The organism is Halobellus sp. EA9 (genome assembly GCF_051195055.1).
Classification (GTDB): Archaea; Halobacteriota; Halobacteria; order Halobacteriales; family Haloferacaceae; genus Haloquadratum; species Haloquadratum rubicundus.
On sequence record NZ_JBNTJW010000001.1, the window covers coordinates 222,810 to 235,483 of the forward strand.

The following is a 12,674-nucleotide window of genomic DNA, read 5'->3' on the forward strand; positions in this document are numbered from 1 at the left end:
GTTGGCGGTCGGCCGCGGGGGACCGGCCGACCGCGGGGGAAAACGGAGTGCCGTCGCGTCGGGGTCGGTTCCGGGCAGTCGTCCCGGGGAGCGACGGTACGGAGCGTGGGGTGTGTGGGAGTGTGGGAGCGTGAGCTACGGCGACGACGACACCCGGCGGGCGCGCGCCTCGCGGACCTCGGCCCCCTCGCGGATGGCGTCCTCGCAGTGCGGACAGACGCGGGCGTCCTCGAACCCCTCGGGGGCGAACACCCGGACGTAGTCCCGAGAGACGAAGGATCCGCAGTTCTGGCATTCAGGCATCGGCGCCCACCTCGGTGACGGTTCGTTCGAGCATATCCACTTGATACGAAGGGTGCAAGTGGCCTAACACGACACCCTATGTTGTTAGGGAATTCCCGGTTTCAGGGGCAGTTATTTATCCGTGGCTGTATTCCCTTCCGATAGTAGATGACATCGGGCGGATCGGCCGACAGCGAGCGAACCGGGGCGTCAGCGGCGGCCGAATCCGGCGCTCGCAAAGTGCCGAACACCGACGGCGGCGTGGACGCGCCGGAGGCGACCCCCGTCGTGCTCGTCGTCGACGACGACAAGGACCTCGCGGACACCTGCGAGTACTGGCTCCGGGACGACTTCGACGTCCGGCTGGCCTACGGCGGCGAGGAGGCCCTCGAAGCGGTCGACGAGGCGGTCGACGTGGTGCTCCTCGACCGGCGGATGCCGGACCTCTCCGGCGACGAGGTCCTGGCGGAGATCGACGCCCGCGGCCTCGACTGCCGGGTGGCGATGATGACCGCGGTCGAGCCCGACACCGACATCGTCGACATGCCGTTCGACGAGTACCTCGTCAAGCCGGTCGGCGAGGACGACGTCGTCGGCACCGTCGAGGAACTGCTCGTCCGCGCGGAGTTCGACGCGCGGGTCCGCGAGTACTTCGCGCTGGAGTCGACCGAGGCAGTGCTCGAATCCCGCAACCTCGCCGAGCTCGGCGATCCCGACGCGCTCGACGACCTGACGGCGCGGGTCCAAGAGCTCAGGGCCGAGCGCGAGTCGGAGATCCGCGAGCGCGAGCGCCAGCTCGAACGCGCCCGCCGGATCAACGGCTTCCTACGGCGGATCGACCAGGCGCTCGTGGACGCGACGACGCGCGCGGACATCGCCGAGACGGTCTGTGAGTCGTTCGAGTCCGCGCCGTACGACGGCGCGTGGATCGCCCGATACGACGAGGCGGTCGACGCCGTCGAGCCCCAGGCGACCGCGGCGTCGGTCGTCGCTCCGCTCGCCGACGCTCAGGAGGCGAGCCCCGACGGCGGGTCCGCGACCGCGGGCCCCGGGAAGTCCTTCGATCCGACGCGAACGGTCCGGGCCGCGATCGACCAGCGGGAGGTCGTCACCGCGCCCGTCTCCGAGGCGCACGTCGAGCGCGTGCTGGCCGATCCCGAGCCGATCGAGGGCCAGCGGCGGGCAGTCGTCGTGCCCGTCCGGTACCGCGATACGGTCTACGGCGCGCTCGTGGTCTACGTCCGCGGCGCGATCACCGACGAGGAGCGATCGATGCTCGGCGAGGTCGGCGAGACGATCGGCAACGGCATCAACGCCGCCGAGTCGAAGCAGCTGCTCTACGGCGACACGGCGGTCGAGTTGGTCTTCGAGCACACCGACACCCGCGACGTCGTCGTCGACCTCTCGCTCGAGTTCGGGGCGACCGTTCGGATGGGAGCGCTCACGCCGTCGGACGACGGGGTCGTCTCCTGTTACCTCTCCGTCGAGGGCGTCGACGCCGGCTCGATCATATCCGCGATCGCGCCGCTCGACGCCGTCGCGGACGTGCGAACGATCTCCGAGGAGTCCGACGAAACGCTCGTCGAGCTCCGGCTGACCGACGGCTCGGCGCTCGTGACGGTCGCGGAGCTGGGCGCGACCGTCGAGTCGTTCACCGCGACCGACGGCGTCGGCGAGCTCGCCGTCAGGGTGCCGCCGCAGTCCGACCTCAGGGCACTCACCGCCGCGGTACAGAAGTCGTTCCCGGAGACGACCGTGGTGGCGAAGCGGGAGGTCGAATCCGAGGTGCAGTCGCCCTCGGCGTTCCGGAAGCAGCTCGAAGAGAAGCTGACCGACAGACAGCGCGACGTGATGGAGACGGCGCTGGCGTCGGGGTACTTCGAGTGGCCGCGCGGGAGCACCGCCGAGGAGGTGGCCGACGCGCTGGGCATCGCGGCGCCGACGTTCCACGAGCACCTGCGCGCCGGCGAGCGGAAGCTCATCGAGTCGTTCTTCGCGGAGACCGCGGGGGACCGGACGGCATCAGGGGACGGCGCGACCGGGAGCGACGACTGATAGTGATTACTCTCACTGTTTACCGCCGAATGCGACGCCCGGTGACGGCGCTCGGCGGTAAGAGACCAGAGTAATCACTATGAGTCCGACCCGCATCTGGCGATTCGCGGGGACGGAGCCTCGGCCGAATCGCGTCCGAGTCAGGCGTCGTTCATCCGCTGGCTCCGCTCGCCGCCGCAGGTGTGACATTTCGTCACGCGGTAGGGCTCCCGCGAGAACGCCCGGTTGGTCCGCTTTTTGCTCTCGGTCTTGAGTTCGATCGAGACCTCGTGGGGCGTCCGGGCGTCGCAGGCGTCGCAGTACTCGGTGAGTTCGGTGACGGTGGGCTGGCTTTTGGACATCGTTTGTTCGGTACCAGAAACGAGGAACGGTAGTCCATTGACACCGCGCCCTACAATATTAGGCCCACGGTGCGGGCGCCCGATTCCGGTTCCGGTGTCGCGGGCGGTCTCGGAGCCGTCCAATCAGACGCCGCCCTGTCGGTAGATGAGGTTCCGCTGGATCTCGTTCGCGCCCTCGTAGATGACGGGGATGCGGACGTCGCGGTAGATCCGCGAGATCGGGTACTCCTCCAGCACCGACCGGCCGCCGTGGAGCTGCATCCCGCGCTCGGCGCACTTCACGGCCATCTCGGTGGATTTGGTCTTCGTCGCGGCCGCCCAGAAGCCGGCGTCCTCGTTCTCCTTGACTTTCCGGGCGGCCCGCCAGTTCAGCGCGCGCGCCGATTCATATTCCATCCGCAGGTCCGCGAGTATGTGCTGGGTGGACTGGAACTCCGAGAGCGTCCGCCCGAAGGCCTCGCGCTCGTGGACGAACTCCCAGGTCTCCTCGATGGCGTGGGCCGCGAGGCCGATGCCGTGACCGCCGACGACGACGCGGCCGTGGTTGAAGAAGTCCGCGAGGGCGTAGAAGCCGCCGCCCTCGGCGCCGACGAGGTTCTCCTCGGGGATCTCACAGTCGTCGAAGACGATGTGGCCCTGCTTGGAGGCGCGCATCCCGATCTTCTCGGGGATGTGTTCGGCCTCGTAGCCGGGCGTGTCGGTCTCGACGATGAACATCGAGTAGTTGCCGTAGCGGTCGTCGCCGTCGCCCGTCTTCGCGTAGACGGTCAGCCAGTCGGCCTCCACGGCGTTGCCGACCCAGTACTTTTCGCCGTTGAGGACCCAGCCGTCGTCGGTCTTCTCGGCTCTGGTGGTCATCCCGGCCATATCCGAGCCGGTCTGGGGCTCCGAGACCGCGAGCCCCGAGAGCTGTTCGTTGGCGGCGACCGGGCGGAGGTACTCCTCTTTCTGCTCTTCGGTGCCGTACTTCTCGACGATCTCGCAGCCGAACGAGGCGAGCATCAGCGTGAGCGCGATCCCCGCGTCGGCGGCGTAGAACTCCTCGTTGATCGCGAGCACTTCTTCGAGGTCGTAGCCCTTCCCGCCGTACTCCTCGCCGATGTCCTGGGCGACCAGTCCCGCGTCCATCCCCGCTTCGAGGATCTCCCAGGGGTACTCGCCCGAGCGGAAGTACTCCTCGGCGTTCGGTCGGATGTACTCGTCGGCGAACTCGCGCGCCTCCCGTTTCACCTCGCGGGCGTGCTCCGGCACGACCGACTCGTCGAGTAGGTCCATAGCCCAGAGTGGGAAGCCACGAGCAAATAACTCTCGGAACTTTGAAAAACTTAAAACTCGTTTACCATTACTCGTCGCGGTCGCCGTCGGGCGGCGATTCGGCGGCGTCGGCCGCGCCGCCGGTGGCGGAGTCCTCGTCGGCCGGCGCCCGATCGCCGTCATCCCCCGAGAGGCGGTCTCTGACGGCCGCGCGGTCGACCGTTCCGGAAACGGTCCGGGGGAGCGCGTCGGCGAAGGCGACGGTCTTGGGGATTTTGTAGGCCGCCAACCGCTCGCGGGCGAAGTCGAGCAGGTCCGCGCGGTCGGGGTCGCCCTCGCCCGCGCCGACGACGAGCGCCGAGACCCGCTCGCCCCACTCGGCGTCCGGCACGCCGACCACGGCCGCGTCGGCGACGTCGGGGTGGCCGCGGAGCACCTCGACGACCTCGCCGGGGTCGACGTTCTCGCCGCCGGAGACGATCCGGTCGTCGAGGCGGTTCAGCACCGTGAGAGAGCCGTCCTCGTCGCGGACCCCGACGTCGCCCGTGTGGAAGCCGAACGGCCCGAACGCGTCCTCGGTGGCCGCGGCGTCGCCGTAGTAGCCGGGCGTGACCGTCGGCGCGTCGACGACGATCTCGCCGGGTTCGCCGGGCGGCAGGGACGCGCCCGCCTCGTCGACGACCGTCACCTCCGTGAAGAGTAGCGGCCGGCCGACCGAGTCCGGCGCCGCAAAGGCCTCCCGGGGCCGCGCGGTGGCGATCTGGGAGGCCGTCTCTGTCATCCCGTAGGTCGGGTGGACGGGCACCGAGTAGGCCTGACACCGCTCGATCAATTCGGCGGACGCGGGCGCGCCGCCCAGCAGGACCACCCGAAGCGACTCCGGGAGCGTCCCCCGCCGGTCGAGCATCCGATCGAGCATCGTGGGCACGAGCGACGTCGCGGTGACGTCGTAGCGGTCGACGTCGTCGACGGCCGGGCCGGCCGCGAACGACTCCCGGAGGACGACCGCCATCCCGTACAGGGGCATCCGGAGCACCGGCGCGATGCCGCCCATATGGTGCAGCGAGAGCGTCACGAGCCAGCGGTCCGTCGGATCGAACCCGAGCCGGAAAACCGACGCGACCGCGCTGGCCAGGAGGTTCTCGACGGTGAGCCGGACCGCCTTCGGATCACCCGTCGTGCCGGAGGTAAAGAGGATCAACTGCGTGCCGTCGAGCGCCCAGTCGGCGGGCTTCACCTCCTCGGCGGGCGTCTCAGACAGCGCGACGGGCCGCTCGGTCGAGGGGTCGTCGACGGCGAGGACGGTGATCGGTTCGGAGTCGGGCGCGAACTCGAATTCGGATTCCCGCTCCGGATCGGTGTCGGCGTCGGCATCAGCTGCGGGCTCGTCTGAATCGCCGGCGCCGGCCTCCGCCCCTTCGATCCGCGAGACCGCGTCGACGACGGCCGCCTCCGTGTCCTCGCCGCAGACGACGCTCGTCACGTCGGCGGCGTCGATCTGGCCGGCCAGTTCGCGGGGGGTGAGGCCGTCGCCCATCGGGACCAGCGTGGCCCCGAGCCGCATCGCGGCGTGGACCAGACAGACGTATTCGAGCCGCGATCGGAGGACGGCGCCGAGGTGGTCGCCGGGATCGACGCCCGCCGCGGCGAGCCGTCCCGCGAGGTCGTCGACGAGCGTGTCGAGGTTCCCGAAGGTGTAGCCGTCGCCGCTTTCGGCGACCACGAGCGCCTCGCCGTCGGGTTCGATCCGCGCGCGGTGAGAGAGAAAATCGCGCATCGGATTCGTGTTCGGGGAGCGGCCGCCAAAACTGTACTGTTGGTCGTCAGCGGGCGTCGGCGCTGTCGTCGTCGTGGCCGTCGTCGCCGTCGTGCCCTCCGACCTCGACGTACTCCACGAGGACGCCGCCAGTCGATTTGGGGTGGAGGAACGCCACCTCGTGACCCCACGCGCCCGGTCGGGGCTCCTCGTCGATCAGATCGAGGCCGGCCTCACGGGCCCGCGCGAGTTCGGTCGCGACGTCGTCGGTCCGGAGCGCGACGTGGTGGATTCCGGGACCGTGGCGGTCGATGAAGCGGGCGATCGGTCCCGACTCCTCGGGTTCGAGGACCTCGAAGTAGCCCGACTCCAGTTCGAGGAAGCGGACGACCATCCCGTCGAAGCGCTCCTCGTGGACGAGCGGCGCGTCGAAGACGGCCTCGAACGTCGCCGCGAGGTCGGCCCCGTCGTCGGTCGCGATCCCGAGGTGATCGAAAGCGAGCGGCATCTAAAACCTCGGCTGGTACTCGCCGAACTCCTCGCGGAGCACGTCCGAGATCTCGCCGACCGTGGCGTACGCCTTGACCGCGTCGACGATCGGCGGGACCAGATTCCGGTCGCCCGCGGCGGCGTCGGCGAGCACGTCGAGCGCGGCCTCGACCGCCTCGTCGTCGCGGTCGTCTTTCACCTCCTGGAGCCGCTCTTTCTGCCGGCGCTCGTCGTCTTCGTCGACCTCCTCGATGTCGACCTCGGGCTCCTCGTCGACCTGGTACTCGTTGACGCCGACGACGATCCGCTCGCCGGATTCGATCTCCTGCTGGCGCTCGAAGGCGACGTCCTGGATCTGCCGCTTGACCCAGCCGGACTCGACGGCCGCGAGCATCCCGCCGCGCTCGTCGACCGCGTCGAGGATCTCGCGGGCCTCGGCCTCGATCTCGTCGGTGAGCGACTCGACGGCGTAGCTCCCGCCGAGGGGGTCGATCGTGTCCGCGACGCCCGACTCGTGGGCGAGGATCTGCTGGGTCCGCAGCGCCGTCCGCACCGACTGCTCGGTCGGCAGCGACAGCGCCTCGTCCTTGCCGTTGGTGTGGAGGCTCTGGGCGCCGCCGAGGACGGCCGCGAGCGCCTGGTAGGCGACGCGGACGACGTTGTTCTCGACCTGCTGGGCCGTCAGCGTCGAGCCGCCGGTCTGGGCGTGGAACTTCAACTGTCGGGACTTGGGGTTCTCGGCGCCGAAGCGCTCGTCCATTATCTCGGCCCAGAGTCTCCGGGCCGCACGGAACTTCGCGACCTCTTCTAGGATGTTGTTGTGGGCGTTGAAGAAAAAGGAGAGCTGCGGCGCGAAGTCGTCGACGTCGAGGCCGGCGTCGAGCGCGCGCTCGACGTACTCGATGCCGTCGCCGAGGGTGAAGGCGATCTCCTGGGCCGCGGTCGAGCCCGCCTCGCGGATGTGGTACCCCGAGATCGAGATGGTGTTGAACTTCGGCACCTCCGCGGCGCAGAACTCGAAGACGTCGGTGATGAGCCGCATCGACGGCTCCGGCGGGTAGATGTAGAGGTTGCGCGCGATGTACTCCTTGAGGATGTCGTTCTGGATCGTGCCCCGGAGCTCCGCGCGGTCGACGCCCTGCTCGTCGCCGATCGCGACGTACATCGCCAAGAGAACCGCAGCGGGGGCGTTGATCGTCATCGACGTCGACACCTCGTCGAGGGGGATGCCGTCGAAGACGACCTCCATATCCCGGAGGCTATCGATCGCGACGCCCGCCTTCCCCACCTCGCCGGCGGCCATCCCCGCGTCGGAGTCGTAGCCCTTCTGAGTCGGCAGGTCGAACGCCATCGACAGCCCCGACGAGCCCTGGTCGATGAGGTAGCGGAAGCGCTCGTTCGTCTCTCTCGCCGTTCCCATCCCGGCGTACTGCCGCATCGTCCAGAGGCGCCCGCGGTGCATCGTCGGGTAGACGCCGCGGGTGTAGGGCGCCTCGCCGGGGAACCCGAGGTCCGATCCGTAATCGAGGTCGGCGACGTCGTCGGGGGTGTAGAGCCGTTCGAGCTCCTGGCCGCCGGTGTCGGTCGTGAAGGTCTCGCGCCGCTCCCCGAAGCGCTCTAGGGTCGGATCGAGCGTCTCCGCCTCCCACTCGCGTTTGGCCTCGCGGATCCGCGCGAGGTCGTCGGGGTCGAACATACCGAAGCAAGCGCCCGCCGGCTATTCAAACTGTCCGCGCCTCCGCGACGCCGCCGGACGGCGCGAGTCGCCAGAAGGAACAAGGCCATTACGGACGCCCACAAACGCCGGGGTATGACCGACGAAGTCGACCCGGACCGGGTCCGCGGCGGGCAGATGACCGACGCGGAGATCGACGCGTACCTGGAGGCCCAAGGGACCGGCATCCTCTCGCTGGCCGACGGCGACGAGGCCTACGCGGTGCCGATCTCCTTCGGCTACGAGCCCGGTCGGGCGGTCTTCGCCTTCTGGCAGTTCCGACCCCAGAGCCGGAAGATCGCGTTCAGCGAGACGACAGAGCGGGCGTGTCTCTCCGTCTACGACATCGAGTCCCACCGGAACTGGCGGAGCGTCCTCGCGTTCGGGCCGATCGAGGAGCTGTCGACCGGCGAGTGGGGCGACATCGGCTCGCTGATCGACGAGAACGCGTGGTCGCCGGACCTCACGGGCGTCGGCAGGCGCCAGCTCTCGATCATCGGCTACGAGATGGAGATCGAAGAGGCGACCGGCCTCCAGCGGGTGCCGGACGACGCCGAGTGAACGGGGACGCGAAACGCCCCCAGAGCCCGCGGTTCGCCACGTTTTTGCTACCGGCCACCCTCGCTTCGGCCAGCTATGTTCGGCGGAGGCGGAATGAACCCCCGGAAGATGAAGCAGATGATGGAACAGATGGGCATCGACGTCACCGAGCTCGACGCCGAGGAGGTCGTCATCAAGACGGCCGGCGAGGAGCTCGTGTTCTCCGACGCCCAGGTCACCCGGATGGACGCCCAGGGCCAGCAGACCTACCAGGTCGTCGGCGAGCCCGAGAGCCGCGAGCGCGGGGCCGGCGAAAGCGGGAGCGGGAGCGAGGGCGACGCCGAGGAGGCCGGATCCGACGACGGGGTCCCGGCCGACGACGTCGAACTCGTCGCCGAGCGCGCGGGCGTCGACAGCGACGCGGCCCGCGAGGCGCTCGAAGCCGCCGACGGCGACCTGGCGGCCGCCATCTCCCGGCTGGAGTGAGCTTCCTCCTCGTCCACGACGACCGCGAGTACCTCCGGGCGCCCGGCGACGAGCTCCAGACGGACCTCGGCGTCCTGGAGGTCCCCGAGGACGTCGAGCCGGGCGACGTGCTCGAAACCCACCTCGGCGAGCCGTTCGTCGTCCGCCGCCTGCGCGGGCCGGACCTCTTCAATCACTTCGAGCGCACCGGCGCGCCGATGATGCCCCGCGACGTCGGCCTGATCGTGGGGCACACGGGCGTCGCGGCCGGCGACCGCGTCCTCGACGCCGGCACGGGCACGGGCGTCCTCGCGGCCTACCTCGGGCGGATGCACGCCGAGGTGACGACCTACGAAGTCGACGCCGGCTTCGCCGACGTCGCCCGCGAGAATATGCGGCTGGCGGGCGTCGACGACCGGGTCGACGTCCGGACGGGCGACCTGACGGAGCACCTCGACGACGTCGTCGACGAGGCGCCGTTCGACGCGGTCACGCTCGACACCGGCGACGCTCCCGCGGTCGTGCGGCGCGCGCCCGACCTGCTCGCCGACGGCGGCCACGTCGCCGTCTACTCGCCGTTCGTCGAGAACAGCCGCGAGGCCGTCGCGGCCGCGCGCGAGGCCGGCCTCGTCGACGTCGAGACCTTCGAGACCATCCAGCGCGAGATGGACTTCGGCGAGCGCGGCTCGCGCCCCTCGACGGCCGGCGTGGGCCACACGGGCTATCTCACGTTCGCGCGGAACGGCCGCTAGCGCCGGGAGAACGCGTCTTGTTCGGATCCGTCGTCCGCTCGCTCACCGGTATCGGCTCACCGAATGGACCGGATCAGCGAGAAGAGTTCCTCGCGGCCCCGCTCGGCGTCGAACGCCTCCGGCTCCGGGAGCGAGAGGGGGTAGGCCCCGCCGCCGAGGAGGTAGTCCCGCTCGGCGGGCCAGACGGCGAAGAACGCCTCCACCGGCAGGTCCAGCCCGCCGACGCCGACGCGGGCGCGGTACCGCGTCGCCGACGTGGTCGCGTCGCCGACGTCGATGCGGTGGGAGTCGGCGCGGGCGATCCCGTCGAAGCCGCGGTTCCGGAGCACGTCCTCGAACTTCGATTCGGCCCGGTCGGTGACGAGTCGGGTGAGCGCCCGCGAGGGCGGCGCTCGCGGGCGGATCCGGAGCCGACTCGCGAAGGCGAACCGCCAGGTGGTCTCGACGCCCGTCACGTCCGCGAGCCGCTCGCGGAGGTCGACGTCCTCGTAGATCCGCGTCGAGGTCTCGATCGAGGCGACGCTCACCTCCAGCGGCGTCCGGAAGTCCTCGGCGACGAGCCGCCACCCCTCCGGGACCGACAGCTCCGGCGGTGGGACGTCGGGAGACACGGGTCGCCGTTGGGCGGCGAGCGACTTAAGTCGCGGCGTCAGCGCGACCAAGCGTCGTAGAACGCCTCGGCCGGACGATGGACACGCTGGGACTCGAACCCAGAGCCTCCCGCACGGCCGACGGCTCACGCGCCGGGACGTGCCGCGCGGACTCACGACCCCCGACCGCTCTTCGACCGCACGGACGTTCTTCCGGTTGGAACTACGTGCCCGGTTGGACGTCGCGTCCGACGCGGGGAACAAGCGGCGGAGATTTCCGCTGGCTGGGAACGATGGCCGCGACCTATGGGGGATTCGTACCGGCCGCTCGCGGGGCTGTGCAGTCGGCCTCAGATCAAATGACTGGTAATGGACAGTATCAGTGGTCGTCCTCGCGCCACTTGTGACCGCACTCGGTACAGGTGAAAAATCGCGTCTCGGACTCGTCTGCGGACCGGATCTGCTTCATCTCGTAGCGCGCGCGGTCGTTGTCGCACTCCGGGCAGACGACCGTGGTGGTCGGGCCGATCTCGGAGTCGTCGACGTCGGACATGTCGACGACCTCGCTCTCCTCGCGGGCGGCCGTCGAGGTCATGTGCTCCTCGTCGGCCGTGTTGCGGGGCTTCTCGTAGCCGCAGCTACCGCAGACCCAGGCGTCGCCGTCGGTTTTCATCATCGAACCGCATTCGTCGCAGAACTCCATTTACCCGCACGCAGACGCTTGAGAGACTTAAGCGGCCGGGATTCCCGGGGCGGCGGATGTCGAAACGCCTTAACGGTCCGGAACGAACGGACGGCCGTGACAGACGACAGCGCCCTCTCGGACGAGGCCACAGAGCGCCTCGCCGACGTCGTACGGTTGCAACCGACGAAGAACAAAGAGCTCCAAGAGCGGTGGGGGCTGGAGTCCGGCAGCGAGGTCCACCAGTACCTCGAAAACGAACTGGCGGACTACTACTACCGCGACGACAACAGCCTCATCCGGGCGACGAGCGAGGCCGCGGAGCTGGTCGACGTCGAGCCGGGCGTCGAGAGCGACGAGGAGGGTGGCGGCGTACCCTCGGTGATCCGCGTCCCCGAACTGGAGTCGCAGGTGTTCGCGGTCGTCGCCGGCCCCGAAGAGCGCTCCGAGAGCGTCGTGAGCGTCCTCAACGGCGTCCGCGACGCCTTCGACGTCGACCCGCCCGTCGAGGACGTCCGCGAGGCGCTCCAGAACCTCCGGCGCAAGGGCGTCGTCGAGGTGATCTACCGGACAGTCCCGACGTTCCGCCTGGCCGTCGACCGCGACGAGGTCGACGTCGAAGTGACCGAGTAGCGCCCGTTCGTCGCTCGCGTTCTACGTCCGCTCGCGTTCTACGTCCGCTCTCGTTCCCGCTCCCGATCGCGGATCCACTCCCGACGCCCCGCCAGAAGCCGCTTGATTCCCTTCCCGGGACCGCCTTCGATGGGCCACCCGCGCGTCCGCCAGGCGGGCGGCTCGGGCTCGAAGTCGGGGCACGACCCGGCGCACTCGGCGGCGGTCTGCGACCGCGATTTGGCGGCGCAGTGCGGGACGAGGGCGCGCCCGATCCGTCGGAGCTCGAAGTGCCGACAGTCCGGCCGCATCGTCTCGTGGTACGACCGCCAGCCGCGGCCGTAGGCGCGCTCGGCGAGTTCGAGCCGGCGGCGCCGCCGCTCCTCGTCGCGGTCGGCGTCGGGCGGCGTCACCTCGCTCGGGTACCACTCCACCGACGCGTCGGTCCGGACGTGGGGCCCCGCCGGCGAAGCGGCGTCGTCGCCCCCGTCGAACGAGAGCGCCACGATGCCCACGTCGACCGGGAGGCCCTCCAGGAGCGCGGGCTCGATCCGGTCGCCCGTCGCCTCGGTCGCCACCCAGATCTCGTCGGCCAGCCCGGTCTCGACGTCGTGTTCCAGTTGCGCCGAGAGCGCCCGCGCCGCCGACGCGTCGAGGTCGGGCTTGTTCTCGACGGCGACAATCCGGCGGAGCCAGTTGGGGTACGGCGCGACGCGGCGGATCTCGATCCGGTTGCCGCGACGGCGCTTCTCGACGACGCCGCGCCCGGCCGCGCGGTGGACGGCCGCCCGGACGTAGCGCCACGGGTATCCCGGGTGCGGCAGGGCGTCGCGGTACCACGCCCACTCCTCGGGAGCGTTGCGGACGACGTGCAGCAGGTCCGAATCCAGCTCGCGCTCGCCGAACCGCGCGCGAGCCGCCAGCCCGGCCGGGTCGCATTCGAGGACGACCGTGTCCCAGCGGCGCTCCTGTGTGCCGAGCTGGCGGGCGACGAGCACGGCGTCCTCGCGGGCTCGCGCGGGAGCGCTCGCCGCACCGCTCCCGTCGGCGTCCTCGTGACTGCCGGGCGGCCAGGCGCTCTCCGCCCACCGACAGACGAGGAGCTCGAAGCCGAACTCCGCGGTTCCGGGGGCCACGTCTCG

14 protein-coding genes and 1 tRNA gene are annotated in these 12,674 nt (G+C 70.1%); 5 read left to right on the forward strand and 10 right to left on the reverse strand.

Going from position 1 to position 12,674, the window contains the following annotated elements:
- Positions 1-135: 135 nt before the first annotated feature.
- Positions 136-303: a DUF7563 family protein gene (locus tag ACQUQ0_RS01100; protein ID WP_435182633.1), complete on the reverse strand. Its 168-nt coding sequence runs from the start codon at positions 301-303 to the stop codon at positions 136-138.
- A gap of 147 nt (positions 304-450) precedes the next feature.
- Between ACQUQ0_RS01100 and ACQUQ0_RS01105 the strand changes: the two genes are divergently transcribed.
- Positions 451-2,337: a bacterio-opsin activator domain-containing protein gene (locus ACQUQ0_RS01105; RefSeq protein ID WP_435182634.1), complete on the forward strand. Its 1,887-nt coding sequence runs from the start codon at positions 451-453 to the stop codon at positions 2,335-2,337.
- A 140-nt stretch (positions 2,338-2,477) separates the two neighbouring features.
- On the opposite strand, the gene ACQUQ0_RS01110 is transcribed toward ACQUQ0_RS01105, so the two are convergent.
- The 5 genes from ACQUQ0_RS01110 to ACQUQ0_RS01130 form a co-directional block, all read right to left on the reverse strand.
- Positions 2,478-2,678, reverse strand: coding sequence for a hypothetical protein (locus tag ACQUQ0_RS01110; RefSeq protein ID WP_435182635.1), 201 nt, complete (start codon positions 2,676-2,678; stop codon positions 2,478-2,480).
- 123 nt (positions 2,679-2,801) lie between these two features.
- Positions 2,802-3,953, reverse strand: a complete 1,152-nt coding sequence (locus ACQUQ0_RS01115) for an acyl-CoA dehydrogenase family protein (RefSeq protein WP_435182636.1) — start codon at positions 3,951-3,953, stop codon at positions 2,802-2,804.
- A gap of 67 nt (positions 3,954-4,020) precedes the next feature.
- Positions 4,021-5,709, reverse strand: a complete 1,689-nt coding sequence (gene menE / locus ACQUQ0_RS01120; RefSeq protein WP_435182637.1) for an o-succinylbenzoate--CoA ligase — start codon at positions 5,707-5,709, stop codon at positions 4,021-4,023.
- 46 nt (positions 5,710-5,755) lie between these two features.
- A complete protein-coding gene (gene mce, locus ACQUQ0_RS01125; RefSeq protein ID WP_435182638.1) occupies positions 5,756-6,196 on the reverse strand; it encodes a methylmalonyl-CoA epimerase in 441 nt (146 codons plus the stop codon).
- On the reverse strand, positions 6,197-7,873 hold the full coding sequence (locus tag ACQUQ0_RS01130; RefSeq protein ID WP_435182639.1) for an acyl-CoA mutase large subunit family protein: 1,677 nt from the start codon (positions 7,871-7,873) through the stop codon (positions 6,197-6,199).
- A gap of 114 nt (positions 7,874-7,987) precedes the next feature.
- Here ACQUQ0_RS01130 and ACQUQ0_RS01135 point away from each other — a divergent pair, with 114 nt between their 5' ends.
- From ACQUQ0_RS01135 to ACQUQ0_RS01145, 3 genes are all read left to right on the forward strand, one after another.
- The gene (locus ACQUQ0_RS01135; protein ID WP_372388497.1) at positions 7,988-8,452 is read left to right on the forward strand and encodes a pyridoxamine 5'-phosphate oxidase family protein; all 465 of its coding nucleotides are present in this window, start codon (positions 7,988-7,990) and stop codon (positions 8,450-8,452) included.
- Between the two features lie 75 nt (positions 8,453-8,527).
- The gene (locus tag ACQUQ0_RS01140; protein ID WP_435182640.1) at positions 8,528-8,917 is read left to right on the forward strand and encodes a nascent polypeptide-associated complex protein; all 390 of its coding nucleotides are present in this window, start codon (positions 8,528-8,530) and stop codon (positions 8,915-8,917) included.
- Positions 8,914-9,648, forward strand: coding sequence for a methyltransferase domain-containing protein (locus ACQUQ0_RS01145; protein ID WP_435182641.1), 735 nt, complete (start codon positions 8,914-8,916; stop codon positions 9,646-9,648). Before ACQUQ0_RS01140 ends, ACQUQ0_RS01145 begins: the two co-directional genes overlap by 4 nt.
- Before the next feature lie 56 nt (positions 9,649-9,704).
- On the opposite strand, the gene ACQUQ0_RS01150 is transcribed toward ACQUQ0_RS01145, so the two are convergent.
- From ACQUQ0_RS01150 to ACQUQ0_RS01160, 3 genes are all read right to left on the reverse strand, one after another.
- Positions 9,705-10,259 (reverse strand): hypothetical protein, encoded by a 555-nt coding sequence (locus tag ACQUQ0_RS01150; RefSeq protein ID WP_435182642.1) that lies wholly within the window; start codon positions 10,257-10,259, stop codon positions 9,705-9,707.
- Positions 10,260-10,337: 78 nt separating this feature from the next.
- Positions 10,338-10,471: transfer RNA gene (locus ACQUQ0_RS01155), tRNA-Pro, on the reverse strand.
- A 146-nt stretch (positions 10,472-10,617) separates the two neighbouring features.
- Positions 10,618-10,941 (reverse strand): transcription factor S, encoded by a 324-nt coding sequence (locus ACQUQ0_RS01160; protein ID WP_435182643.1) that lies wholly within the window; start codon positions 10,939-10,941, stop codon positions 10,618-10,620.
- Between the two features lie 96 nt (positions 10,942-11,037).
- Between ACQUQ0_RS01160 and ACQUQ0_RS01165 the strand changes: the two genes are divergently transcribed.
- Complete coding sequence (locus ACQUQ0_RS01165) at positions 11,038-11,553, forward strand: DUF5797 family protein (RefSeq protein ID WP_435182644.1); 516 nt, start codon at positions 11,038-11,040, stop codon at positions 11,551-11,553.
- Between the two features lie 38 nt (positions 11,554-11,591).
- Here the strand turns inward: ACQUQ0_RS01165 and ACQUQ0_RS01170 are convergent, their stop codons facing one another.
- Positions 11,592-12,668, reverse strand: coding sequence for a DUF5787 family protein (locus ACQUQ0_RS01170; RefSeq protein WP_435182645.1), 1,077 nt, complete (start codon positions 12,666-12,668; stop codon positions 11,592-11,594).
- Positions 12,669-12,674: the final 6 nt, after the last annotated feature.

Bases quoted from the DNA above. Each gene is read 5' to 3' on its own strand.
- mce (WP_435182638.1), bottom strand. From the start codon at position 6,196: ATGCCGCTCGCTTTCGATCACCTCGGGATCGCGACCGACGACGGGGCC.
- ACQUQ0_RS01100 (WP_435182633.1), bottom strand. From the start codon at position 303: ATGCCTGAATGCCAGAACTGCGGATCCTTCGTCTCTCGGGACTACGTC.
- ACQUQ0_RS01160 (WP_435182643.1), bottom strand. From the start codon at position 10,941: ATGGAGTTCTGCGACGAATGCGGTTCGATGATGAAAACCGACGGCGAC.
- ACQUQ0_RS01115 (WP_435182636.1), bottom strand. From the start codon at position 3,953: ATGGACCTACTCGACGAGTCGGTCGTGCCGGAGCACGCCCGCGAGGTG.
- ACQUQ0_RS01135 (WP_372388497.1), top strand. From the start codon at position 7,988: ATGACCGACGAAGTCGACCCGGACCGGGTCCGCGGCGGGCAGATGACC.
- menE (WP_435182637.1), bottom strand. From the start codon at position 5,709: ATGCGCGATTTTCTCTCTCACCGCGCGCGGATCGAACCCGACGGCGAG.
- ACQUQ0_RS01130 (WP_435182639.1), bottom strand. From the start codon at position 7,873: ATGTTCGACCCCGACGACCTCGCGCGGATCCGCGAGGCCAAACGCGAG.
- ACQUQ0_RS01105 (WP_435182634.1), top strand. From the start codon at position 451: ATGACATCGGGCGGATCGGCCGACAGCGAGCGAACCGGGGCGTCAGCG.
- ACQUQ0_RS01140 (WP_435182640.1), top strand. From the start codon at position 8,528: ATGTTCGGCGGAGGCGGAATGAACCCCCGGAAGATGAAGCAGATGATG.
- ACQUQ0_RS01110 (WP_435182635.1), bottom strand. From the start codon at position 2,678: ATGTCCAAAAGCCAGCCCACCGTCACCGAACTCACCGAGTACTGCGAC.